Consider the following 25974-nt stretch of genomic DNA (forward strand, 5'->3'; position numbering starts at 1 on the left):
TCTTACTCATCCGGGTTCAGGCGACGACGGCTGATGATACGCAGCAGACGCCACAGCACCCACGCCAGCAAGACCACGCTGACCGCCGCCAGGATGGCGAGCAGAACCGGATGGTTAGCCATCGCATACCACAGGCGTTCAAACCACGGCAGATGACCCACGTAGTACACATCGCCCACGCGCAGGCTATTGACGCCGGACTCACGGATCACCGACACGGAGCCAAACATCGCGGCACGTTTACCGCTGTCGTTCATGGCCGTATTGAGCAGTTCATACCCGCGCGGGCTGTCCGCCAGGAGAGCCACCACGCTGCGCTGGTCGTTGTATGGTGACTGGAAGCCTACCACCGCGGCCATTGCCCCCTGAGACGTGACCGTCGTCTGCGCGCTGGCCTGACGATCGTTCGCATCCGGCATAATGCTCGGGAACTCGGTCTGGCGCAGCGGCGTGTTAACCCAGGACTGGGCCGCTTTCACCAGCAGATCGATACGTTTGTCATCCTTCAGCTTATCCGGAATGGTACCGATCACCATGATGTCGGCGTCTTTGTTCTGAATCTGGCTGCCATCGTCCGTCAACGTGACGTTAATCGCCGGTAATCCCGTCTGTCCCCCAACGGTCGCCATGGTGTCCAGCAGGGTCGTGACCTGCCCTTCGCTTGGCGCTTTTGGCATTACCACAATGGAGTCAGAAAGATCGGCCATGCGGCTGAACGGGAAGCCCGCGTTAGCAAAGGCGCGCAGATCCGGCATCGCCAGGAAGTGATAGTACTTCGAGAAGTCGATAGTCGACTCGTCGCCAATCACAACGTGGTTCTGTACGGGCTGGAAGGTAATGCAGTTTTCCGCCGAGCCGCCAGGCATCGGGTTCATGTACTGGAAGTCAAAGCGCAGCTGGTTTATCGCACCCAGCTTCAGTGCCGGGATGGAGACATCCGTTTTACCGTCCAGCAGCCCCTGCAACACCGGCAGGCGAAGCATCAGGCGGTTAGTATCCTGCGTGCTTTGCAGGCTGAACGATTGCAGGAACTGGTTGTTCAGGCTGATATCCATGCGCGAGCTGTCTTTGGTCGCTGGCGCGGTATAGCGGTAGTTCAGATTGATATCAATGCCGTTGGTACGCAGCAGGTACAGATCCGGCGGCAGATTCAGTGACAGGCTAATCGGAGCAGGCTCGAGACCCGTCGCCTGCAGCTGTTCTTCATAGGTTTTCAGCTCGCCAAATGTCACCGCACGGTCGGTACGCACCCAGTTTGGCGCATCATAAGGTTTACGCGCCAGCAGCGGTTTGACCTCATCCACCACCACGCTGTTACCGCGGAAAAGGACATTGCCCTGGGCAATGGCTTTTGCTGCCTGCACCAGATCTTTATCGTCGCGGCCAAACACCACCAGCAGCTTCACGTACGGGTTTTCCGGATGGCTTATCATCTCAACGGTCGGTGCTTTGACGTCCGGATGATCGCGCAGGAAGGCCGGGCGTTTCGCGTTGGTTGCAAACACAATGGCATTTCGGTCCGGCAGTTTGTCATACATCGCCGGGAAGCTCTGACCACGCCAGCCGGCACGTGAACCAAACCAGGACGCCACAATGGTGGCCGCCAGCTGCTCGGTCACGTCCGGGGACGATGCAAAGACCATCGGCAGCGTGAGCGGACGGTTATCACGCGGATCAAAGAACGGAACCGGGAAGGCCGAGAGATCGTTTTTCAGCGCCAGCGACTGGTAGGTCATCTGCAGCGAGGAGTTACGCCCGACGTCCATCCACAGCGTGTTGCTGGCCGGGTTTTCGCAGACATCGCGGTAGTGACCGACAAACTCCAGGCGGATACGGTTAAAGTCGGTGATGAACAGGGGGTTGATCGGCACCTGAGCCTGGGTTTTCTTGCCCAGCTGCTCTTTCGTGACCGGCAGAACGTCCATCAGCTCATCATTCAGGTAGACCTTCAGCTGAGACTGTGTCGGCAGCAGAGACGGCGATGGGGTGTATTCAAGGTTCAGCACCGCATTAGAGACGACCTCATCGCTGCGCATGCCAAACTCAATGCCGCCGTTAGGGTTGATGCCGCGCAGCACCATACTGCCCGGAGGCGGTGCGATTTGCGCGAAGGTCAGCTTCACGTCCCGTGACGGCGCATTGTCCGCGACGACGGGCGCGTTCGCCCCCCGGACGCCCGGCATCACCTGCCCGATGACCTGGCCGTCTGCCGGCAGGGTGTTCCCCTCCGTTGGCTGGTTTGGCATGATATTTTCTGTTTGACCAGGTGCCGCGGTGACAACCGGATCGGTTGCCTGCGCGACGACAGGTACCGTTGGCGCAGGCGTTGCCGCTGCGTTACCAGGAGCTGCGTTAGCCATTGTTGCGGGGATAACATTCATCCCCATTGCCACTGCACATAACCAGGAAAGTTTTGTTTTCATCGCGTTATCATCATTGTTGAGCCATAACCGGGTCCGCCTGCTTCGCCTCATCCCGCTCAGGACGACGAGGAATGAACGACACGACCCAGGAAACCAGCGAAGTAAGTGACCGGAATATTAATTTCACCGACGACGGGGCAAATTCTGCAAGGTGACGATAGCCACGGAACCCCAGCTTCAGAATATCCAGCAGGCTTTCCAGTGGTTTATCTTCCGGGAAGCTGTCCTGCCAGAGAGCCCACGTATCCGCGCGGGCAAACGTACACTGCACAAAATCGATATGTTGCTTTTTGGTCAACGGCATCAGCTGCAGACCGACTTCATTGCCCGCCACGCGAACCACCTGCGTCGGGAAGACATACTCCTGCTGACCGCGCTTAAGCAGCAGGTTAACTTTTTGCCCTTCCAGCACCTTCGCCTGGCCGTTGATTTTGATCCCCAGACCACCGTCAGAGAAGTCGTGCACGGTACAGGAGAAGAGGTGGCCATCTTCACGGGCGATCGCCGCAGGCATGCAGATTTCAACGCGATGCGCACGACGAACCTGTTTGCTCTCCACCGACACCGCTACCGCACCGCCGAGGATAATCAGGTTGTAGAAGACCCAGGCCATACTGACGAAGACGGTCAGGATTTCGTTTTCCGGGCCGTAGAAGTAACGCCAGATACCGGCGATGACGCCAACGATATTCAGCAATACCAGGAAGATGTACGGACGGGAGATCACCCAGTCGACGTACTCTTCTTCCACCAGGCCGCCCTTCGCGGTGACGTTGAATTTCCCTTTATGCGGGTTAATCAGCGCCACCATCGTCGGCGGTGCAATGTACCAGGCCAGCACCGTTTCGTAGATTTCACTCCAGAAGGAATGGCGGTATTTACCCTGTATCTTCGAGTTCGTCAGGCTCGCGTGGATCATGTGCGGCAGAACAAACAGCGCAATCATCAGCGCCGGGGCGTAAATGATATAAGCGTGAAGGAGCAGGAACGCCAGCGGCGCGGTCAGGAAGATTAGCCGCGGGATACCGGATAAGAAGTGGAACATGGCGTTGACGTAGCAGAGACGTTGCGCCAGCTTGAGCCCTTTCCCTATCAGTGGGTTATCGAGACGGAAAATCTGTACCATCCCGCGTGCCCAGCGAATACGCTGACCAATGTGCGCCGACAGTGACTCCGTTGCCAGACCGGCAGCCTGCGGAATTCGCATATAGGCTGAGGTATAGCCACGACGGTGCAGGCGCAGAGAGGTGTGCGCATCTTCAGTCACCGTTTCGACGGCGATACCGCCAATTTCATCCAGCGGCTTACGGCGGATAACCGCACAGGAGCCGCAGAAGAAGGTGGCATCCCACATGTCGTTTCCGTCCTGCACCAGGCCATAGAACAGCGTGCCTTCGTTTGGGGTTTTACGGAAACGGCCAAGGTTACGTTCAAACGGATCCGGCGAGAAGAAGTGGTGCGGCGTCTGCATCATCGCCAGCTCTTTCTCCTTCAGGAACCAGCCCATGGTCATCTGCAGGAACGAGCGCGTCGGCACGTGGTCACAGTCAAAGATCGAGACAAACTCCCCGGAGGCATACTTCAACGCGTTGTTGATGTTCCCGGCTTTCGCATGTTCGTGAGTCGGACGGGCGATGTACTCGACGCCAACCTCCTCTGCGAACTGGCGGAACGCCGGGCGGTTGCCGTCGTCCAGGATCCAGACCTTGAGCTTGTCTTTCGGCCAGTCGATGCCCAGCGCGGCATAAATGGTGTTTTTCACCACGCTCAGATCTTCGTTGTAGGTCGGTACAAAGAGATCAACAGACGGCCACTGCGCGGTGTCTTTAGGCAGCGGAACCGGCTGGCGGTTGAGCGGCCAAATGACCTGGAAATAGCCCAGCACCAGCACGATCCAGGCGTAGGTTTCGGCAAATAACAGCACCAGGCCGCACACCAGGCTGACCGGATCGTCCCAGTTCAGGGTTGAGGTATAACGCCACCAGATGTAGCGACAGGAGACGGTCAACGACAGCACAATCAACATCAGCGCCGAGAAGCGGCCCGGAATACGGCGGACCAGCAGCGCCACGCCCCACAGCAGGATCAGGAAGGTAAACTGCGCCAGAGGGTTGAAAGGTTGCGTAATACAGACCAGCGCCAGAATGAGCGAGAACACCACGATCAGGCCGAGAATAAAACGCCGCAAGCCCGGGTGGAGATGCCCGAGCTCTTTATGGTTATCCAGATGGCTGGTCTTATCGCTTACGCTGTTGGGCAGTCTGTCCAGCCACTGGTGGTAGCGTTCACGTAACTGCTGCACGCGGGAAAAACTGCGCCAGTGCGGCGTTATTTTCTCTGAGCGGGATGACGTGACCACCAGCCAGATGGCCTGAATGAGATAACGCGCCGGATCCAAAGGACGCGGCCGGTCGGGATTAATGTGCGGATAAAGCTCACTGTGCCGGGCACGTATGCGCTGCCAGCGCGGGTGTTCGAGTGGAATAAACATCCAGGCCAGAATCATCCAGAAGCAGCCGAGCGCGGCGCTAAATGCCGAAGCACCGTGCCGGCGGAAATGCCGATAGCGTTCGCTCAAACGCGAACTGACCGGCGGGATGAGTAACCAGCTGGCGAGACGACTCATACAGAACTCCCTGCATGCTCCGCGCTGTTGGCGAAGTTCAGCAGACACCAGTTAGCCAGCGTCAGGATCTCTTCTGCCGCCAGTGAATCGCTGCGGTATTCGCCGAGCGGTTGCTTAGACGCAAGGCATTCCGCCATCCCCTCATCACGATGGATGACAATGGGAAGCAGACGGCGCTGGCTTTGCAGCCAGACCTGATACAGATCGTCCTGGATCTGGCTGCCAATGCGCAAATCGTTAATCAGGATATGGCCATTTTGAGGTAGCCCCTGCTGATGCAGGCGGATATGACAGTTCGCATCGACGTTGACGATCGAGAGCACATGATCGCACTGGGCGATAAGCTGTCGGGTCAGCGTGCCGGCGCCGTGCGGCAGATCCAGCAGGATCCACTTGTAATGCCCCTTTTCTTTCAGGGTCTGCAGCGCAAGCGTAAACTGCGAAAACAGGCGCTGATACGCGGCTTCATTCTCGCGCTCCGTGGTAGTCAGTTGCCCAAACGGCAGCAGATCGAGCTGGGAGGTATAGCGCATCCCTGCATCCTGCCAGTCTTTATCATCAAGCAGCGCGCGGGCCCAGCCCTCTTCGCGAGTAAAGTCGACGTTAAACGACATACGCAACAAATTATCGGCGCAGGCGTCAATAACCAGCACCGATTCACCTAAAAGCTGTAATGACCACGCCAGCGCCGCGGTAACAGATGTGGTACCCACACCGCCACGGACACCCTGTAATCCGAGTATGGCCATCAATGGCTCCCTTATTGTTGATTGGCGAATTCAGCTAATAACGGCCAGCGTTTAATAGCCGCGGCCAACTGTTCCCGCTGGGAAATATCGGTGTAATCTATTTCAGGTAAAGAAAAGGCCTGCGTCAGCGCCAGAAAATCGTTTTGGAATGTGTAACCCAGGGTCGAATCGACTGGGGTTCCGGGTTCGTTATTATCCATTCTTTTTCCATCCCTTTGCGTAGAATCGCCAGATCAGAAGTAGCGAGGCGTCCTGCCCTATGAAATTTCATTTACATGCTAAATCTGATGTTCTTTAATTTCAATGTTAGGTTTATTTCTACGCTTTCGCTAGTAAACTGAGATACAGATAAATTAGACGAAAAGAGGGACACCGTGGACTCCATATTTTCTATTGGCATCCAGTCATTATGGGACGAATTGAGCCACATGCCAGTCGGAGGAGTCTGGTGGATTAATACGGACCGTAATGAAGATGCTATCAGTCTGGTAAACCAGACAATTGCTGCTCAGGATAAGGATTCCCGCGTGGCCGTCATTAGCATGGGCGAAGATCCGAAGAAAATTATCACGCTTGAAAGTGGTCGCGGCCCCCAGACGGTGCGATTATTTTCCATGACTTCGGAAGCCGATAGTCTATACTTTTTGTCCCGCGACGTTCAGTGCTCTATTGATCCGGATCACTATTTAGTGATTCTGAAATGTGCAAATAACGTCCTGCAAAATATGCCTGCTGAAAAACTGCTGCCGTGGCTGGAAAAAATCAATAAATGGGCAAAATTTCAAAATTGCACGCTATTGATAGTCAATCCCGGCAGTAATAATGACAAGCTGTTTTCACTTTTAATGGGCGAATATCGCTCCCTGTTTGGTCTGGCAAGCATTCGTGACCAGGCGGGCAGCTATCTCTACGATATTGCCTTCTGGTGTAATGAAAAAGGCGTGAGCGCCAGGCAACAGCTTACGCTGAAACATATCGAGGGCGAGTGGCACCTGGCGCAGCAGGAAGAAACCGTGGTGCAGCCGCGCAGTGATGAAAAACGCATCCTGAGCCATATCGCGGTTTTAGAGGGTGCACCTGCCTTGTCGGAAAACTGGTCACTGTTTGAATCTAACGAAGCCCTTTTCCATGAAGCCCGCACAACCCAGGCGGCCACCCTTATTTTCTCGCTGATGCAGAATAACCAGATTGAGACGCTGGCAAGGCAAATTCACACCTTACGCCGCCAGCGCGGCAGTGCGTTGAAAATCATCGTGCGCGAAAATAATACCAGCCTGCGCGCCACCGATGAGCGCCTGCTTCTGGGCTGCGGCGCCAATATGGTTATTCCATGGAATGCGCCGTTGTCACGCTGCCTGACGCTTATCGAAAGCGTTCAGGGCCAGCAGTTTAGCCGCCATGTGCCGGAAGATATTTCCACGCTGCTCTCCATGACGCAGCCGATGAAGCTGCGTGGATACCAAAAATGGGATACCTTCTGCGACGCCGTCGGCAACATGATGAGCAACACGCTTCTTCCTGCTGATGGAAAAGGGGTTATGGTCGCCCTGCGTCCTGTACCGGGTATTCGCGTTGAACAGGCTCTCACCCTATGTCGCCCGAACCGTACAGGGGACATCATGACCATCGGCGACAATCGCCTGGTGCTGTTTTTGTCCTTCTGCCGGGTCAACGATCTCGATACGGCGCTTAACCACATCTTCCCCCTGCCTACCGGGGATATTTTCTCGAACCGTATGATTTGGTTCGAAGATAATACGATTAGCGCGGAGCTGGTGCAGATGCGTGCGCTCCAGCCAGAACAATGGGCCAAACCGCTCGCAATCAAGAGCGATGCCAAACCGATCCTCAATGCCAGACATGATGGACACGTCTGGCGTCGGATTCCGGAGCCCCTTCGCTTATTAACAGACAACGCGGAGAACGCATCATCATGAATATCAGCGATATCATTCAACTGGTTATATTCTGTGCGCTGATCTTTTTCCCGCTTGGCTACTATGCGCGCCATTCCATACGCCGTATCCGCGATACGGCCAGAGTGCTGTTTATAAAACCTCGCTACGTAAAACCAGCCGGAACACTGACACGGGCATCACACGTCAAGGCAGACCGAAAACATGACTAATTCTACCTATACCGCTTCGTCACCCTCGCCGCTCTGGCAATACTGGCGCGGCCTTTCCGGCTGGAACTTCTACTTTCTGGTGAAGTTTGGTCTGCTGTGGGCAGGCTATCTGAATTTCCATCCCCTTCTCAACCTCGTGTTTATGGCCTTCCTGCTGATGCCGCTGCCGAATATCAGGCTGCATCGCTTACGCCACTGGGTAGCTATCCCTCTCGGCTTTGCGCTGTTCTGGCATGATACCTGGCTACCGGGGCCGGACAGCATTATGAGCCAGGGGTCGCAGGTGGCGGGCTTTAGCGCCAGCTATGTCCTCGATCTGACCGAGCGCTTTATTAACTGGCAGATGATTGGCGCGGTATTTGTGCTGCTGGTTGCCTGGCTGTTCCTGTCACAGTGGATCCGCGTAACGGTGTTTGTCGTCGCGATTATGATCTGGCTTAACGTGCTGACGCTGGCTGGGCCGAACTTTTCGCTGTGGCCTGCCGGTCAACCGACCACCACGGTGACCACCACAGGGGGAAGCGCAGCGGCAACCGTCACCACGGCAGGCGATACGCCTGTGGTGGGTGATATCCCTACCCAGACCGCACCGCCGACCTCAACCAACCTGAACGCCTGGCTCTCCAGTTTCTATACCGCGGAAGACAAGCGACAGACTAAATTCCCGGATGCGCTGCCGGCGGATGCTCAGCCGTTTGAACTGCTGGTGATTAACATCTGCTCTCTCTCCTGGGCCGACGTGGACGCCGCCGGTTTGATGTCTCATCCGCTGTGGTCACACTTCGACATTCAGTTTAAAGATTTCAACTCTGCCACCTCGTACAGCGGCCCGGCGGCGATCCGCCTTCTGCGTGCAAGCTGCGGTCAGACATCGCATAAAAACCTGTATCAACCCGCCGGCAACCAGTGTTATCTGTTCGATAACCTCGCAAAACTGGGCTTTACGCAGCATCTGATGCTGGGGCATAACGGCCAGTTCGGTAACTTCCTGAAAGAGGTGCGCGAACAGGGTGGCATGCAGGCACCGCTGATGGATCAAACCGGTCTTCCTGTCTCTCTGCTGGGCTTCGACGGTTCGCCCGTTTATGACGATACCGCCGTCCTGCAACGCTGGCTGCAGACCATCGAAAAAGACAGTAATCCACGCAGCGCGACGTTCTTTAATACCCTGCCTCTCCACGACGGTAACCATTTCCCGGGCGTGAGCAAAACGGCAGATTATAAAGTGCGTGCGCAGAAATTCTTCGACGAGCTGGACGCGTTCTTCACGGAGCTGGAAAAGTCAGGCCGTAAAGTGATGGTGGTTGTGGTGCCTGAGCACGGTGGTGCGCTGAAGGGTGACAGAATGCAGGTGTCAGGCCTGCGTGATATCCCAAGCCCGTCCATCACCAACGTGCCTGCAGGCATTAAATTCTTTGGTATGAAGGCACCGCATCAGGGCGCACCGATTGAGATTACACAGCCAACCAGCTATCTGGCGATCTCTGAGCTGGTTGCCCGCGCCGTTGACGGGAAGCTGTTTGTGGAAGATAGCGTGAACTGGGATCAGCTCACCAGCAAACTGCCGCAAACGGCGGAAGTCTCCGAGAACGCCAACGCGGTTGTCATTCAATATCAAAACAAACCGTACGTTCGCCTGAACGGCGGGGATTGGGTACCATATCCGCAGTAACTGATTTACCCCTCACCCTCTCCCCATCGGGGAGAGGGGATAGTCAGTGCGTTATTATTGCGCTGAAATCCACACCAGCATTTTCAGACTTGCCGAATAGTAGTCGTCTTTAGAGGTGATTTCGGGTTCTCCGGAAGGCTGTCCCATCGTTAAATCACGCACGGCCAACAGGCCGCCTTCCATCATGTAGGGCGCATATTCGTTGGTCGTGACGTTAACCCAGGCGGGAGTTTGTTCCCGGGGGAACTGACCGAACCAGGCCTTCCACGGCGTCAGTAGCGGGCTTTGCTTATCAGACCAGGTAAGGTACAGCGGAATACGAATCGCGTCATAGCTCATTCGCGGCGGCCAGCCTTTAGCAGGAGCCAGCTTGCCACCAGATGCCAGTGAAACCCAGTCAGTGGGCAGATTCGCTTTTCCCGAGCCCATTTTCCCCAGCAGACGTTTCCCATCCTTAATCAAATCGCGCCAGACCGGCAAATGACTGCGTCCGGCGAAGGCCTGCCAGGCCGGAAACACGAAATAGGAAGGATTAAGGACCACTTCACCCTCAAGCTTAAATCCCTGGACGCCGGGCAGCATCACGCGATAACCCGCATAGCGGATCACGCTGTGGTCAATCAGTGCTTTTGTAATGGCATCCGATGCGGCGCTGTAGCGCTTGTCGTGCCAGCGGGCGTCGGCTTTGAGCAACGCCCAGGCAATCAGCACATCCCCGTCTGCAGCGTTGTTTTTGTCGGCGATCGGGTTGGATTCTGCGGGGTTATAGCGCCAGTAGAATAAACCATTCTCTTTGTTCTTGAGCTGACTGTCTGTCCATTGCCAGAGCTTATCGAACGTAGCTTTATCGTCGTTGGCCACCGCCATCAGCATGGCAAAACCCTGACCTTCCGTATGCGACACGCCGCCATTGCCGGTATCGACAATGCGGCCTTCCGGTTTGAAAAAGCGGGCCTTGTAGCTCTCCCAGGCCCGATCCGCATGAGAGAGAGGCGAGAACAGCAGACTCATCATGACGGCCAGCGTCGCGCAGACGGGTTTTCGCATAATTAACTCAATCCGGTTATTCGGCACTTCGCAGTGAAATCTCACCGCCCATCCAGGGTTTTATCACGCCGTCCTGTTCCAGGAGCAGCGCGCCCTGTGCGTCAATACCGCGGGAAGTCCCGTAGATCTCTTTATCACCAATCAGCAATTTCACCGGGCGGTTGATGAAGTTATCCAGCTTTTCCCAACGAGACAGGAACGGTGCCAGCCCTTCCTGTTCAAAAAGCGTAAGTGAGCTGCGCAACTCTTTAATCATACGTACGGAAAGGGTATTACGATCGATGACGATCCCCGCCTCCTGGAGGTTAGTCCAGGCCTGATTCACCACATCATTTTGTACATTGCGCATCACCATATTGAGGCCTGCGCCAATGACGATTTGCGCCGCATCGCCCGTTTTTCCCGTCAGTTCGACCAGAATACCCGCAAGTTTACGATCGTTGAGGTACAGGTCATTAGGCCATTTAACGCGTACCTTATCCGCTCCCAGATCGTGCAGCACTTCCGCCATGACGATGCCGATGACCAGACTCAGGCCAATGGCAGCGGCCGGGCCCTGATCGAGTCGCCAGTACATGGACAGATAGAGGTTAGCGCCAAATGGCGAAAACCATTTGCGACCGCGACGGCCGCGACCAGCCTGTTGATATTCAGCAACGCAGGCATCGCCTGATTTTAGCTCAGGCAGACGATCCAGTAGATACTGGTTCGTCGAATCAATCACCGGCAGCACCGCAACATTTCCGTGTCCAATTTGGCTGCGGATCGTTTCCTCATTCAGCAATTGAATCGGCTCCGGCAGGCTGTAGCCTTTTCCGGGAACCGTGAACACATCAACACCCCAGTCGCGAAGCGTCTGGATATGCTTGTTAATGGCGGCACGGCTCATGCCAAGCTGTTCACCCAGCTGCTCGCCAGAATGAAACTCACCGTCAGCAAGGATGCTAATCAGGGTTAAGGGGATAGTATTGTCTTTCACGCGATGGCCTCCACGGCATTGACTTCACCTGTGCGGCCAATGAAGCGAACTTCTGGCTCCAGCCAGACGTTAAACTTTTCGCCCACACGCTGACGAACATAATGAGCCAGCTGTATAACATCATCGCTGGTCGCATCGCGTTGATTAATCAGTACCAGGGCCTGCTGTTGGTGAACGGCGGCACCGCCTACTGAAGTGCCTTTTAGCTGGCATTGATCGATGAGCCACCCCGCGGCCAGCTTCACGCTGCCATCTGCCTGAGGGTAATGTGGCGCTGCTGGCCACCCTTCAAGAAAGGCTTTTGCAATTTCGCTGCTGATAACCGGGTTTTTAAAGAAACTGCCAGCGTTTCCGTTTACTTTTGGATCGGGAAGTTTGGTCATCCGCATATGGCAAACCGAGTCAAAGACGTCGCGGGCGGTAACGGTCGCCGGATCGAGACGCGTTAAATCCCCGTAGGTCAGCACCGGCTGCCAGTTCTTCGACAGGCGCAGACCGACGGCGACAATCACGTAGCGGTCCTGATATTCATGTTTGAAGATACTGTCACGATAGCCAAATCGGCACTGTTCTGCCGTTAAACGCTTAGCCGTTCCGGTCGCCAGTTCGATGCAGTCGACATATTCACAGACATGTTTCAGTTCGATGCCGTAGGCGCCGATGTTTTGAATAGGTGACGATCCGGCGCAGCCTGGAATAAGCGCAAGGTTTTCCAGACCCGGCATCCCTTTTTCGAGGGTAAATTGCACCAGATGATGCCAGTTTTCTCCGGCACCCACGTGCACGTGCCAGCTGTCGGCACGCTCTTCCACATCAATTCCCATGATGCGGTTAACGATCACCGTTCCCGCAAAATCATCGAGAAACAGGACATTACTTCCTTCGCCCAGAATCAGTACGGGTTCATTATTTTCTGTCGCGTTTTGCCATGCATCCAGCAGTTGCTGTGCAGTATCGGCACGTACAATTTGATTAGCATTGCGTTGAATGCCAAAGGTATTCCAGGGCTTAAGGGAGTGGTTCATAGACGCTATCCTGATGCAAAAACGCAGGTAGTTTACCGTATAAGCAGGGCGTTGGGGGATTAGTTTGTGCAGCGTATAAACGCAAAAAGGCCATCCTTACGGATGGCCTCTTCACTTAATTGATGCCTGGCAGTTCCCTACTCTCACATGGGGAGACCCCACACTACCATCGGCGCTACGGCGTTTCACTTCTGAGTTCGGCATGGGGTCAGGTGGGACCACCGCGCTAAAGCCGCCAGGCAAATTCTGTTAATCTGTATCAAGCTGAGTTGAATGCGTCGTCTCTTCGCCGAAACAGCTTCGGCGTTGTAAGGTTAAGCCTCACGGTTCATTAGTATCGGTTAGCTCAACGCATCGCTGCGCTTACACACCCGACCTATCAACGTCGTAGTCTTCAACGTTCCTTCAGGACTCTCAAGGAGTCAGGGAGAACTCATCTCGGGGCAAGTTTCGTGCTTAGATGCTTTCAGCACTTATCTTTTCCGCATTTAGCTACCGGGCAATGCCATTGGCATGACAACCCGAACACCAGTGATGCGTCCACTCCGGTCCTCTCGTACTAGGAGCAGCCCCCCTCAATTCTCCAGCGCCCACGGCAGATAGGGACCGAACTGTCTCACGACGTTCTAAACCCAGCTCGCGTACCACTTTAAATGGCGAACAGCCATACCCTTGGGACCTACTTCAGCCCCAGGATGTGATGAGCCGACATCGAGGTGCCAAACACCGCCGTCGATATGAACTCTTGGGCGGTATCAGCCTGTTATCCCCGGAGTACCTTTTATCCGTTGAGCGATGGCCCTTCCATTCAGAACCACCGGATCACTATGACCTGCTTTCGCACCTGCTCGAGCCGTCACTCTCGCAGTCAAGCTAGCTTATGCCATTGCACTAACCTCCTGATGTCCGACCAGGATTAGCTAACCTTCGTGCTCCTCCGTTACTCTTTGGGAGGAGACCGCCCCAGTCAAACTACCCACCAGACACTGTCCGCAACCCGGATTACGGGTCTACGTTAGAACACCAGCCATTAAAGGGTGGTATTTCAAGGTTGGCTCCACGCAGACTGGCGTCCACGCTTCAAAGCCTCCCACCTATCCTACACATCAAGGACCAGTGTTCAGTGTCAAGCTATAGTAAAGGTTCACGGGGTCTTTCCGTCTTGCCGCGGGTACACTGCATCTTCACAGCGAGTTCAATTTCACTGAGTCTCGGGTGGAGACAGCCTGGCCATCATTACGCCATTCGTGCAGGTCGGAACTTACCCGACAAGGAATTTCGCTACCTTAGGACCGTTATAGTTACGGCCGCCGTTTACCGGGGCTTCGATCAAGAGCTTCGCGTTACCGCTAACCCCATCAATTAACCTTCCGGCACCGGGCAGGCGTCACACCGTATACGTCCACTTTCGTGTTTGCACAGTGCTGTGTTTTTAATAAACAGTTGCAGCCAGCTGGTATCTTCGACTGATTTCAGCTCCACCCGCAGGGGCTTCACCTACATATCAGCGTGCCTTCTCCCGAAGTTACGGCACCATTTTGCCTAGTTCCTTCACCCGAGTTCTCTCAAGCGCCTTGGTATTCTCTACCTGACCACCTGTGTCGGTTTGGGGTACGATTTGATGTTACCTGATGCTTAGAGGCTTTTCCTGGAAGCAGGGCATTTGTTACTTCAGCACCGTAGTGCCTCGTCATCACACCTCAGCGTTAATAAACGACCGGATTTACCTAATCGTTCCGCCTACATGCTTAAACCGGGACAACCGTCGCCCGGCTAACATAGCCTTCTCCGTCCCCCCTTCGCAGTAACACCAAGTACAGGAATATTAACCTGTTTCCCATCGACTACGCCTTTCGGCCTCGCCTTAGGGGTCGACTCACCCTGCCCCGATTAACGTTGGACAGGAACCCTTGGTCTTCCGGCGTGCGGGCTTTTCACCCGCATTATCGTTACTTATGTCAGCATTCGCACTTCTGATACCTCCAGCATGCCTCACAGCACACCTTCAACGGCTTACAGAACGCTCCCCTACCCAACAACACATAGTGTCGCTGCCGCAGCTTCGGTGCATGGTTTAGCCCCGTTACATCTTCCGCGCAGGCCGACTCGACCAGTGAGCTATTACGCTTTCTTTAAATGATGGCTGCTTCTAAGCCAACATCCTGGCTGTCTGTGCCTTCCCACATCGTTTCCCACTTAACCATGACTTTGGGACCTTAGCTGGCGGTCTGGGTTGTTTCCCTCTTCACGACGGACGTTAGCACCCGCCGTGTGTCTCCCGTGATAACATTCTTCGGTATTCGTAGTTTGCATCGGGTTGGTAAGCCGGGATGGCCCCCTAGCCGAAACAGTGCTCTACCCCCGAAGATGAGTTCACGAGGCGCTACCTAAATAGCTTTCGGGGAGAACCAGCTATCTCCCGGTTTGATTGGCCTTTCACCCCCAGCCACAAGTCATCCGCTAATTTTTCAACATTAGTCGGTTCGGTCCTCCAGTTAGTGTTACCCAACCTTCAACCTGCCCATGGCTAGATCACCGGGTTTCGGGTCTATACCCTGCAACTTAACGCCCAGTTAAGACTCGGTTTCCCTTCGGCTCCCCTATACGGTTAACCTTGCTACAGAATATAAGTCGCTGACCCATTATACAAAAGGTACGCAGTCACACCACGAAGGTGCTCCCACTGCTTGTACGTACACGGTTTCAGGTTCTTTTTCACTCCCCTCGCCGGGGTTCTTTTCGCCTTTCCCTCACGGTACTGGTTCACTATCGGTCAGTCAGGAGTATTTAGCCTTGGAGGATGGTCCCCCCATATTCAGACAGGATACCACGTGTCCCGCCCTACTCTTCGAGTTCACAACCTGTGCATTTTCGTGTACGGGACTGTCACCCTGTACCGTGCGACTTTCCAGACGCTTCCACTAACACACAAGCTGATTCAGACTCTGGGCTGCTCCCCGTTCGCTCGCCGCTACTGGGGGAATCTCGGTTGATTTCTTTTCCTCGGGGTACTTAGATGTTTCAGTTCCCCCGGTTCGCCTCGTTAACCTATGTATTCAGTTAACGATAGTGTGTCGGAACACACTGGGTTTCCCCATTCGGACATCGCCGGGTCAAAGGTTCATATCACCTCGCCGGCGCTTTTCGCAGATTAGCACGTCCTTCATCGCCTCTGACTGCCAGGGCATCCACCGTGTACGCTTAGTCGCTTAACCTCACAACCCGAAGATGTTTCTTTCGATTCATCATCAAATTGCGAAAATTTGAGAGACTCGAACACACCATTAAAGATGTGTCGTTTCAATTTTCAGCTTGATCCAGATTTTTAAAGAGCAAAACTTCGCAGTGCACCTTTTCAGGTTCACTCTGAAGTTTTCTTGTGTTCGCAGTAAAAGATGGTGGAGCTATGCGGGATCGAACCGCAGACCTCCTGCGTGCAAAGCAGGCGCTCTCCCAGCTGAGCTATAGCCCCATCGTTTTGCCAACCTCTGTACCGGTAATTTTTGTTGAGGCAAGGCGTGGTGACACGAAGCATACTGAAGTATGTGAGTGTCGCCGCAACGCAGCATCAGCAAAAATTTGGTAGGCCTGAGTGGACTTGAACCACCGACCTCACCCTTATCAGGGGTGCGCTCTAACCACCTGAGCTACAAGCCTGCAGAGATTTTTACTGCTGTTTTTCATCAGACAATCTGTGTGAGCACTGCAAAGGCAGGTTCTTTAAGGTAAGGAGGTGATCCAACCGCAGGTTCCCCTACGGTTACCTTGTTACGACTTCACCCCAGTCATGAATCACAAAGTGGTAAGCGCCCTCCCGAAGGTTAAGCTACCTACTTCTTTTGCAACCCACTCCCATGGTGTGACGGGCGGTGTGTACAAGGCCCGGGAACGTATTCACCGTAGCATTCTGATCTACGATTACTAGCGATTCCGACTTCATGGAGTCGAGTTGCAGACTCCAATCCGGACTACGACGCACTTTATGAGGTCCGCTTGCTCTCGCGAGGTCGCTTCTCTTTGTATGCGCCATTGTAGCACGTGTGTAGCCCTACTCGTAAGGGCCATGATGACTTGACGTCATCCCCACCTTCCTCCAGTTTATCACTGGCAGTCTCCTTTGAGTTCCCGGCCGGACCGCTGGCAACAAAGGATAAGGGTTGCGCTCGTTGCGGGACTTAACCCAACATTTCACAACACGAGCTGACGACAGCCATGCAGCACCTGTCTCAGAGTTCCCGAAGGCACCAAAGCATCTCTGCTAAGTTCTCTGGATGTCAAGAGTAGGTAAGGTTCTTCGCGTTGCATCGAATTAAACCACATGCTCCACCGCTTGTGCGGGCCCCCGTCAATTCATTTGAGTTTTAACCTTGCGGCCGTACTCCCCAGGCGGTCGACTTAACGCGTTAGCTCCGGAAGCCACTCCTCAAGGGAACAACCTCCAAGTCGACATCGTTTACGGCGTGGACTACCAGGGTATCTAATCCTGTTTGCTCCCCACGCTTTCGCACCTGAGCGTCAGTCTTTGTCCAGGGGGCCGCCTTCGCCACCGGTATTCCTCCAGATCTCTACGCATTTCACCGCTACACCTGGAATTCTACCCCCCTCTACAAGACTCTAGCCTGCCAGTTTCGAATGCAGTTCCCAGGTTGAGCCCGGGGATTTCACATCCGACTTGACAGACCGCCTGCGTGCGCTTTACGCCCAGTAATTCCGATTAACGCTTGCACCCTCCGTATTACCGCGGCTGCTGGCACGGAGTTAGCCGGTGCTTCTTCTGCGGGTAACGTCAATTGCTGAGGTTATTAACCTCAACACCTTCCTCCCCGCTGAAAGTACTTTACAACCCGAAGGCCTTCTTCATACACGCGGCATGGCTGCATCAGGCTTGCGCCCATTGTGCAATATTCCCCACTGCTGCCTCCCGTAGGAGTCTGGACCGTGTCTCAGTTCCAGTGTGGCTGGTCATCCTCTCAGACCAGCTAGGGATCGTCGCCTAGGTGAGCCGTTACCCCACCTACTAGCTAATCCCATCTGGGCACATCTGATGGCAAGAGGCCCGAAGGTCCCCCTCTTTGGTCTTGCGACGTTATGCGGTATTAGCTACCGTTTCCAGTAGTTATCCCCCTCCATCAGGCAGTTTCCCAGACATTACTCACCCGTCCGCCGCTCGTCACCCAGGAGCAAGCTCCCTGTGTTACCGCTCGACTTGCATGTGTTAGGCCTGCCGCCAGCGTTCAATCTGAGCCATGATCAAACTCTTCAATTTAAGTTTGATGCTCGTGAATTAAACTTCGTAATGAATTACGTATGTTCACTCAGAGACTTGGTATTCATTTATTGTCCGAAGACATTAAGAATCCATGTCACTTTGAGTGCCCACACAGATTGTCTGATAAGTTGTTAAAGAGCAGTGCCGCTTCGCTTTTCGCAGCGGCGCGGGGTGTGCATATTACGCTTTCCCGCTTCAGAGTCAAGCGTTTATTTTCGCTTTTCCCTGCTGGCGTTCATCTCTGAACCCCGCTAACCCGGTGGCCTGTAAGCCGTTGTTCCGTGTCAGTGGAGGCGCATTATAGGGAGTTATTCTGAAGTGACAAGCACAAAATACAAAAAACTTTTCGTTCGCTCACTTTTCAAACTTAACGCTTATTTAAGTCGCGAATCGCCCGTTAAATGTGCGATTTCCCGCGCAAAACTGGCCACCTGCGACCAGTCGGTATAAACCACTTCTTTACGCGTATCGGTTTCACCCCCGGTCATCTTCATAATCAGGCGGATCATAAAGCGGTCATACCAGCGGTAGCGAGGATAGCGCAGCGCGCCGGCAAAGACGGCGCACAGGTCTGGCTGCCACGGCGAGCCAAGCAAAAACTTGCGCGTGTAGCTGTTGGTCTGCGGCGTACGCTTCTCGGCTTTACGTGCGACCAGGTTGACCGAGTAAAATGCACCGGGCAATTTGTTGAGTACCGCCGTGTGCTTTTTCACAAAGCGATCCAGCGCCGGATGGAAATGCCCGTAACGAATTGACGCGCCAATTACCACGCGATCGTAATCCTGCCAGGTTATCTGCTCCGCGCGGTTCAGGTTCACCACATCCGAGTAAATACCCAGCTCTTTTAATTCCGATGCCAGATACGCGGCAATCTCACGCGTTTGCCCGTCTCGCGTAGAGAAAAGAATCAGTGTTTTCATCAACGGCTCCTTACTCGCGCCAGAATGTAGGGGTGAACAGCACCAGCAGCGTAAAGACCTCAAGACGACCAAACAGCATATTGGCAATGAGGATCCATTTCGCGACCGGGTTCATACTGGCAAAGTTATCCGCCACAACGCCCAGGCCAGGCCCGAGGTTGTTCAATGTTGCGACGACGGACGCAAAGGCGGAGAAATCATCCACCCCCGTCGCGATAATCGCCAGCATGCTGACGATAAAGACCAGCGCATATGCCGAGAAGAACCCCCACACCGCTTCGAGGATACGTTCCGGCAGCGCGCGGTTTCCCAGTTTAATACTGTAGACCGCGTTCGGGTGGACCAGACGCTTCAGCTCGCGGTTCCCCTGCTTAAACAGCAGCAGAATACGAATCACCTTCAGACCACCGCCCGTAGACCCCGCACAGCCCCCGATAAATGCAGAGCATAAAAGCAGCACCGGCAGGAACAGCGGCCAGCGCGCGATGCTGTCCGTGGTAAACCCGGCGGTCGTCGCCATCGATACCACCTGGAAGAACGCCTGATTTAGCGTAGTCAGCGCGGAGTTGTAGACATCATGGAACCACAGCACCAGGGTACAGATGATCACCAGCGTAAGCTGGACGCCAATAAACATGCGGAACTCTGGGTCACGCCAGTACACCTTCAGGCTGCGCCCGCTCAGTAAAGAGAAGTGCAGACCGTAGTTACAGCCAGAGATCAGCAGGAAAATAGCAATGATGGTATTTATCGTTGGGCTGTCGAAGTAGCCGACGCTGGCATCGTGAGTGGAGAACCCGCCGATCGCGATCGTCGCGAAGCTGTGTCCGATGGCGTCGAAAGCGGGCATCCCGGCGAACCAAAGCGCCAGCGCACAGGCCACCGTCAGCAAAACATAGATAAGCCAGAGAGTTTTCGCCGTCTCGGCAATACGCGGGCGCATCTTGTTATCTTTCAGCGGTCCGGGCATTTCGGCGCGATAGAGCTGCATCCCACCAACGCCTAAAATCGGCAGAATAGCCACCGCCAGGACGATGATCCCCATCCCCCCGAACCACTGCAGCATCTGGCGATAAAAGAGAATGGCGTGCGGAAGTGAATCCAGCCCCACCAGCGTCGTCGCCCCGGTGGTCGTTAAACCGGAGAACGATTCAAAAAAGGCATCCGTGATGCTCAGGTTAGGCTGTTCAGAGAAGATGAAGGGCAGCGAACCGACGCTCCCCAGCACCGTCCAGAACAGGACCACAATCAAAAAGCCTTCGCGAGATTTCAGCTCACCTTTCTGACGACGGTTTGGCCACCACAGCAGCGAGCCAATCGCCAGCGCGACAAAGAAGGTCTGGGTAAATGCCCGCCCCGCGCCGTCCCGGTAGATAAGCGCCACCAGTCCAGGGAGAATCATCGTCCCGGAAAAGAGTATGACCAGCAGTCCAACGATTCGGGTTATGGCACGAAAATGCATCTCTGCCGCTTCCTTTGGTATTCAAAAGTGAGGTGGGGATTATTCTTCAATCGGCAGCAATTGCAACGAACCACGACTAAAATCAGCCAGTTTTGCTGAAAAAGCAGCCAGTTCCGCCTGAGGAAGCGCCACGCGTAATTGCACCATTGCCTGATATTCACTGTGCGCGATGACGCCGTTAAACTGCCTCAGCAGCGCCTCGATGCCGGATAACTGGGCGTAATCGCACAGTAAAGTATATTCGGTGAGCGGCGTTTTGCGGGTGGTTATGAGCATATTCAATGCCTGCTGAACCCCACCGCCGTACGCTTTAACCAGCCCACCCGTGCCTAACAAAATACCACCGTAGTAGCGCACCACCACGGCGGTAATTTCACCCACGCCGCTGCCCATCAGCTGCGAAAGCATAGGTTTACCGGCCGTACCCGCCGGTTCACCGTCGTCGGAAAACCCCAGCTGTTGCGAATCGTCTGGCGGCCCTGCTACCCACGCCACACAGTGGTGACGTGCGTCAGGATGCTCCGCCCGGACGGACTCGACAAACGCCTTTGCCGCCTCTACGCCGTCGGTATGCGCCAGCAGCGTAATAAAGCGGCTTTTCTTGATTTCCTCAACAAAGGAGACCGGTTCAGCCGGTATCAGCCAGCTTTCCATCAGGCCAGCTTCAGGTCTCGCGTCATGTTCTCGATACCGTTTTCGTGGACCACAACGTTATCTTCGATGCGAATACCGCCAAACGGCTTCAGCGCGTCAATTTTTTCCCAGTTGAAGTGTTTGCTGAACTGGCCTTCACGCCACGGCGCCAGCAGGGATTCGATAAAGTAGATCCCCGGTTCAATCGTCAGCACCATACGCGGCTCCAGAATACGGGTGCAGCGCAGGTAAGGATATTTAGACGGTGCCGCCAGGTGCGTACCGGTATCATCCTGCATAAAGCCCGCAACGTCGTGAACCTGCAGGCCCAGCGGGTGACCGATACCGTGCGGCATGAATGGCCCGGTCAGATCGTTCTCGACCATCGCCTCTTCGCTCATGTCTTTCACAATCTGATGCTTACGCAGCAGTTTTGCGATGCGCTGATGGAACTGGATGTGGTAATCCACATAGCTGGTTCCGGCTTTCATGGTGCCAATCAGCGCCAGCTGTTCATCGTTCACGTCTTTAATGAGCTGCGCGAAATCGGTATCCGCATTCGCCGCCCAGGTACGGGTCAGGTCGGCCGCGTAGCCGTTATACTCTGCCCCTGCGTCCAGCAGGAAGCTGCGCATTTCCGACGGAACATGGTGATCCAGTTTGGTGTAGTGAAGCACAGACGCGTGCTCGTTCAGCGCGACAATGTTGCTGTACGGCACGTCGGTATCGCGATGACCGGTGGCGGTCAGGTACGCCTGGTTGATATCGAACTCGCTCATGCCGGACTGGAACGCTTCATGCGCCGCACGGTGACCGTTCACCGCCGTTTTTTGCGCTTCACGCATGCAGTAAAGTTCGTAGTCGGTTTTATACGCGCGGTAATAGTGCAGGTAATCCAGCACCCCTTTCGGATTGAGTTTGTCTGCCGGAATATCCAGACCCAGAGCGCGCTCTGGAACAGGGCCAATGTAGCCGATGTTGCCACGCGCCGCAGGCAGCTGGCTGCCAATGCCGTCCGCTTTCGACAGCGCAATCACGTCAATCTCTTCCGTCCAGAAAGAGGTCGGCAGCGGCTCTACGTTGTGCCAGTAATCGACCGGCAGGTAGAACCACAGTTTCGGCTTGTTCACGCCGTCCACCAGCAGCCAGCAATTTGGTACCTGAGTTACCGGCACCCAGGCTTTAAACTGCGGGTTCACCTTAAACGGATACGCGTGGTCATCCAGAAAGGTATTCATCAGCTCGCCGGAGTGGATCAGCAGTGCATCCAGCTTAAAGCGGGCCAGTACATCGCGGGTACGTTCCTGTAGGGTAACGATATGATTTTTATAAAGCGAAGCCAGTGAGTCCATCATTCTTCCTTTCGTTTTTTTGACCTCAAGTCAACGCATCTTAGCACACCTCACTCCGACTGCGTGATTTCCACCGACCGTGATCAATGCAGCATTTTCTTAATGAGTAATTTGCATTTTATTAACATAAATCCCACACTCCGATTCATCTGGTATGACCAGATCCAATTGCTGGATTCAGGAGACTGACATGCTCTACAAAGGCGATACCCTGTACCTCAACTGGCTGGAAGATGGCATTGCCGAACTGGTGTTCGATGCCCCCGGCTCAGTGAACAAGCTTGATACCGCGACGGTGGCCAGTCTTGGCCAGGCGCTGGATGTTCTTGAAAAACAACCTGAATTAAAAGGGCTGCTGCTGCGTTCGAACAAAGCGGCCTTTATTGTCGGTGCCGATATCACCGAGTTCCTTTCGCTGTTCCTGGTCCCAGAAGAACAGCTGAGCCAGTGGCTGCACTTTGCCAACAGCGTCTTTAATCGTCTGGAAGATCTGCCTGTCCCGACCATTTCCGCCGTTAACGGCTATGCGCTGGGCGGCGGCTGCGAATGCGTACTCGCGACCGACTACCGTCTGGCGACGCCGGACCTGCGCATCGGCCTGCCGGAAACCAAACTGGGCATCATGCCGGGCTTTGGCGGCTCCGTGCGTATGCCGCGCATGCTGGGTGCCGACAGCGCCCTTGAGATCATTGCTGCAGGTAAAGACGTCGGCGCCGAACAGGCGCAGAAAATCGGCCTGGTCGACGGCGTCGTGAAGCCAGAGAAACTGGTTGAAGGCGCACTCGCCATTCTGCGTCAGGCCATCAACGGCGATCTCGACTGGAAAGCCAAACGCCAGCCGAAGCTGGAGCCGTTAAAACTCAGCAAAATTGAAGCCACCATGAGCTTCACCATCGCCAAAGGCATGGTCATGCAGACGGCGGGTAAACACTACCCGGCGCCGATCACGGCGGTGAAAACCATTGAAGCGGCTGCCCGCCTCGGTCGCGACGAGGCGCTGAAGCTCGAAAATCAGAGCTTTGTTCCGCTGGCGCACACCAATGAAGCCCGCGCGCTGGTCGGTATCTTCCTCAACGATCAGTTCGTTAAAGGCAAAGCCAAACAGCTGACTAAAAACGTCGAAGCGCCAAAACACGCGGCGGTACTCGGCGCCGGCATTATGGGTGGCGGCATTGCTTACCAGTCGGCCTGGAAAGGCGTGCCGGTAGTGATGAAAGACATCAGCGAGAAATCCCTGACGCTGGGCATGACCGAAGCGGCCAAGCTGCTGAATAAACAGCTGGAACGCGGAAAAATTGACGGGCTGAAGCTTGCAGGCGTGATCTCCACCATTCAGCCCGTGCTGGAATACAGCGGTTTCGACCGTGTCGACGTGGTGGTCGAAGCCGTCGTCGAGAATCCGAAAGTCAAAAAAGCGGTGCTGGCGGAAACGGAAGACAAGGTTCGTCCTGAGACCGTACTGGCCTCTAACACCTCCACCATTCCCATCAGCGAACTGGCGAGCGTCCTGAAGCGTCCGGAAAACTTCTGCGGGATGCACTTCTTCAACCCGGTACACCGTATGCCGCTGGTCGAAGTGATCCGTGGGGAAAAAACCTCTGACGAAACCATTGCTAAAGTGGTGGCATGGGCAAGCAAGATGGGCAAAACGCCGATCGTTGTTAACGACTGCCCGGGCTTCTTCGTCAACCGCGTGCTGTTCCCTTACTTCGCCGGTTTCAGCCAGCTGCTGCGCGACGGCGCGGACTTCCGCAAAATCGACAAAGTGATGGAAAAACAGTTCGGCTGGCCGATGGGCCCGGCGTATCTGCTGGACGTGGTCGGCATTGATACCGCCCACCACGCCCAGGCGGTGATGGCGGCAGGCTTCCCGCAGCGTATGCAGAAAGATTATCGCGACGCCATTGACGCACTGTTTGACGCCAACCGCTTCGGCCAGAAAAACGGCCTGGGCTTCTGGCGCTATAAAGAAGACAGCAAAGGCAAACCGAAGAAAGAAGAAGATGCCGCGGTGGATGGCCTGCTGGCTGAAGTCAGTCAGCCAAAACGCGACTTCTCCGACGATGAAATCATCGCCCGGATGATGATCCCGATGGTCAACGAAGTGGTGCGTTGCCTGGAAGAAGGCATCATCGCCAGCCCGGCAGAAGCCGATATGGCGCTGGTATACGGCCTGGGCTTCCCTCCGTTCCACGGCGGCGCGTTCCGCTGGCTGGACACGCTCGGCAGCGCCCGCTATCTCGATATGGCTCAGCAGTATCAGCACCTCGGCCCGCTTTATGAGGTGCCGGAAGGGCTGCGCAACAAAGCGCGCCATAACGAACCCTACTATCCAGCAGTTGAGCCAGCCCGTCCGGTTGGCGAGCTGAAAACGGCTTAAGGAGTCACAATGGAAAAGGTTGTCATTGTTGATGCGATTCGCACCCCGATGGGCCGTTCAAAAGGCGGTGCATTCCGTAACGTGCGTGCAGAAGATCTCTCCGCGCATCTGATGCGTAGCCTGCTGGCGCGTAACCCGGCGCTGGATCCTGCTGCGCTGGACGATATCTACTGGGGCTGCGTGCAGCAGACCCTGGAGCAAGGTTTCAACATCGCCCGTAACGCGTCGCTGCTGGCGGAGATCCCGCATTCGGTTCCGGCCGTCACCGTGAACCGCCTGTGCGGTTCGTCAATGCAGGCGCTGCACGATGCGGCGCGTATGATCATGACCGGTGATGCGCAGGCCTGCCTGGTGGGCGGCGTTGAGCACATGGGCCACGTGCCGATGAGCCACGGGGTCGATTTCCACCCGGGCATGAGCCGTAACGTGGCGAAAGCCGCGGGGATGATGGGTCTGACCGCCGAGATGCTCTCTCGCCTGCACGGCATCAGCCGTGAAATGCAGGATGCCTTTGCCGCGCGCTCTCACGCTCGCGCATGGGCGGCGACGCAGTCCGGCGCCTTTAAGAATGAGATCATCCCGACCGGCGGTCACGACGCAGACGGCGTACTGAAGCAGTTCAGCTACGACGAAGTCATCCGCCCGGAAACCACCGTAGAAGCGCTTTCTACTCTGCGCCCTGCGTTTGATCCGGTCACCGGTACGGTAACGGCAGGTACTTCGTCGGCGCTGTCAGACGGTGCCGCCGCGATGCTGGTGATGAGCGAAAGCCGTGCCCGCGAGCTGGGCTTAACCCCTCGCGCTCGGGTACGTTCGATGGCGGTCGTGGGCTGCGATCCTTCAATCATGGGCTACGGCCCGGTTCCGGCCTCGAAGCTGGCGCTGAAAAAAGCGGGATTAACCGCCGGCGACATCGACCTGTTCGAAATGAACGAAGCCTTCGCCGCGCAGATCCTGCCGTGCATTAAAGATCTGGGGCTGATGGAGCAGATCGACGAGAAGATTAACCTCAACGGCGGCGCGATCGCCCTCGGTCACCCGCTGGGCTGCTCCGGAGCGCGTATCAGCACGACGCTTATCAACCTGATGGAACGCAAAGATGCCCAGTTTGGTCTGGCAACGATGTGTATCGGGCTGGGTCAGGGTATCGCGACGGTGTTTGAGAGAGTGTAAGGCTATAACGTAGGCCCGATAAGCATCGCGCCATCGGGCTTTTGCCGGGAGGCGCTGCGCTTTCCCGGCCTACGAGAGGTACCTCGCCGCCAGTGGCGTCATTGGCGAAGAGAGACAGTTTAGTTGCCGTTCTTCC

General features: G+C 55.3%; 16 protein-coding genes, 2 tRNA genes and 3 rRNA genes. 5 read left to right on the forward strand and 16 right to left on the reverse strand.

All coding sequences use genetic code 11. From position 1 onward, the window contains the following. Positions 1-2 precede the first annotated feature (2 nt). From bcsB to bcsR, 4 genes are read right to left on the reverse strand one after another with little or no spacing between them, the layout of a single operon-like run. On the reverse strand, positions 3-2423 hold the full coding sequence (gene bcsB, locus GVO84_RS21525) for a cellulose biosynthesis cyclic di-GMP-binding regulatory protein BcsB (RefSeq protein WP_159515096.1): 2421 nt from the start codon (positions 2421-2423) through the stop codon (positions 3-5). A 10-nt stretch (positions 2424-2433) separates the two neighbouring features. Next, on the reverse strand, positions 2434-5049 hold the full coding sequence (gene bcsA / locus GVO84_RS21530; RefSeq protein WP_159515097.1) for a UDP-forming cellulose synthase catalytic subunit: 2616 nt from the start codon (positions 5047-5049) through the stop codon (positions 2434-2436). Further along, on the reverse strand, positions 5046-5798 hold the full coding sequence (gene bcsQ, locus GVO84_RS21535) for a cellulose biosynthesis protein BcsQ (RefSeq protein WP_159515098.1): 753 nt from the start codon (positions 5796-5798) through the stop codon (positions 5046-5048). Before bcsQ ends, bcsA begins: the two co-directional genes overlap by 4 nt. Positions 5799-5809: 11 nt before the next feature. Next, positions 5810-5998 carry a cellulose biosynthesis protein BcsR gene (gene bcsR / locus GVO84_RS21540; protein ID WP_121426188.1) on the reverse strand — a complete coding sequence of 63 codons (189 nt, stop codon included), beginning with the start codon at positions 5996-5998 and terminating at the stop codon, positions 5810-5812. 174 nt (positions 5999-6172) lie between these two features. On the opposite strand from bcsR, the gene bcsE reads away from it, so the two are divergent. Genes bcsE through bcsG form a run of 3 tightly spaced genes read left to right on the forward strand, consistent with a single transcriptional unit; the run spans position 6173 to position 9598 of the window. Continuing rightward, positions 6173-7735 carry a cellulose biosynthesis c-di-GMP-binding protein BcsE gene (gene bcsE, locus GVO84_RS21545; protein ID WP_121426189.1) on the forward strand — a complete coding sequence of 521 codons (1563 nt, stop codon included), beginning with the start codon at positions 6173-6175 and terminating at the stop codon, positions 7733-7735. Next, positions 7729-7926 (forward strand): cellulose biosynthesis protein BcsF, encoded by a 198-nt coding sequence (bcsF, locus tag GVO84_RS21550; protein ID WP_024908822.1) that lies wholly within the window; start codon positions 7729-7731, stop codon positions 7924-7926. The genes bcsE and bcsF overlap by 7 nt, the downstream gene beginning before the upstream one ends. After that, complete coding sequence (bcsG, locus tag GVO84_RS21555; RefSeq protein ID WP_159515099.1) at positions 7919-9598, forward strand: cellulose biosynthesis protein BcsG; 1680 nt, start codon at positions 7919-7921, stop codon at positions 9596-9598. Before bcsF ends, bcsG begins: the two co-directional genes overlap by 8 nt. A gap of 54 nt (positions 9599-9652) precedes the next feature. On the opposite strand, the gene GVO84_RS21560 is transcribed toward bcsG, so the two are convergent. The 12 genes from GVO84_RS21560 to pepQ all read right to left on the reverse strand — a co-directional run bounded on the left by GVO84_RS21560 (position 9653) and on the right by pepQ (position 22285). Beyond that, positions 9653-10645 carry a glycosyl hydrolase family 8 gene (locus tag GVO84_RS21560; RefSeq protein WP_159515100.1) on the reverse strand — a complete coding sequence of 331 codons (993 nt, stop codon included), beginning with the start codon at positions 10643-10645 and terminating at the stop codon, positions 9653-9655. Positions 10646-10661: 16 nt separating this feature from the next. Continuing rightward, positions 10662-11624 (reverse strand): bifunctional biotin--[acetyl-CoA-carboxylase] ligase/biotin operon repressor BirA, encoded by a 963-nt coding sequence (birA, locus tag GVO84_RS21565; RefSeq protein ID WP_159515101.1) that lies wholly within the window; start codon positions 11622-11624, stop codon positions 10662-10664. Continuing rightward, entirely contained in the window at positions 11621-12649 is a 1029-nt protein-coding gene (gene murB / locus GVO84_RS21570) for a UDP-N-acetylmuramate dehydrogenase (RefSeq protein ID WP_159515102.1), read from the reverse strand. Before murB ends, birA begins: the two co-directional genes overlap by 4 nt. Before the next feature lie 124 nt (positions 12650-12773). Beyond that, positions 12774-12889, reverse strand: a 5S ribosomal RNA gene (gene rrf / locus GVO84_RS21575). Between the two features lie 70 nt (positions 12890-12959). Continuing rightward, positions 12960-15864: ribosomal RNA gene (locus GVO84_RS21580) — 23S ribosomal RNA — on the reverse strand. A gap of 181 nt (positions 15865-16045) precedes the next feature. Then, a tRNA-Ala gene (locus GVO84_RS21585) sits at positions 16046-16121 on the reverse strand. 108 nt (positions 16122-16229) lie between these two features. Next, positions 16230-16306, reverse strand: a tRNA-Ile gene (locus tag GVO84_RS21590). A 69-nt stretch (positions 16307-16375) separates the two neighbouring features. Next, positions 16376-17915, reverse strand: a 16S ribosomal RNA gene (locus tag GVO84_RS21595). Together the 16S, 23S and 5S rRNA genes with 2 tRNA genes alongside form the textbook arrangement of a ribosomal RNA operon. Positions 17916-18292: 377 nt before the next feature. Then, positions 18293-18838, reverse strand: coding sequence for a menaquinone-dependent protoporphyrinogen IX dehydrogenase (gene hemG / locus GVO84_RS21600; protein ID WP_063145000.1), 546 nt, complete (start codon positions 18836-18838; stop codon positions 18293-18295). A 10-nt stretch (positions 18839-18848) separates the two neighbouring features. Further along, positions 18849-20300, reverse strand: coding sequence for a Trk system potassium transporter TrkH (gene trkH, locus GVO84_RS21605; RefSeq protein ID WP_023309600.1), 1452 nt, complete (start codon positions 20298-20300; stop codon positions 18849-18851). Positions 20301-20339: 39 nt separating this feature from the next. After that, complete coding sequence (locus GVO84_RS21610) at positions 20340-20954, reverse strand: IMPACT family protein (protein WP_080330398.1); 615 nt, start codon at positions 20952-20954, stop codon at positions 20340-20342. Then, the gene (gene pepQ, locus GVO84_RS21615) at positions 20954-22285 is read right to left on the reverse strand and encodes a Xaa-Pro dipeptidase (protein WP_159515682.1); all 1332 of its coding nucleotides are present in this window, start codon (positions 22283-22285) and stop codon (positions 20954-20956) included. Before pepQ ends, GVO84_RS21610 begins: the two co-directional genes overlap by 1 nt. A gap of 190 nt (positions 22286-22475) precedes the next feature. Here pepQ and fadB point away from each other — a divergent pair, with 190 nt between their 5' ends. Next, the gene (gene fadB / locus GVO84_RS21620; RefSeq protein ID WP_159515103.1) at positions 22476-24665 is read left to right on the forward strand and encodes a fatty acid oxidation complex subunit alpha FadB; all 2190 of its coding nucleotides are present in this window, start codon (positions 22476-22478) and stop codon (positions 24663-24665) included. A 9-nt stretch (positions 24666-24674) separates the two neighbouring features. Beyond that, the gene (gene fadA / locus GVO84_RS21625) at positions 24675-25838 is read left to right on the forward strand and encodes an acetyl-CoA C-acyltransferase FadA (RefSeq protein WP_109846471.1); all 1164 of its coding nucleotides are present in this window, start codon (positions 24675-24677) and stop codon (positions 25836-25838) included. Positions 25839-25974: the final 136 nt, after the last annotated feature.

Source organism: Enterobacter sp. SM3, from assembly GCF_009811935.2.
Lineage (GTDB): Bacteria > Pseudomonadota > Gammaproteobacteria > Enterobacterales > Enterobacteriaceae > Enterobacter > Enterobacter asburiae_D.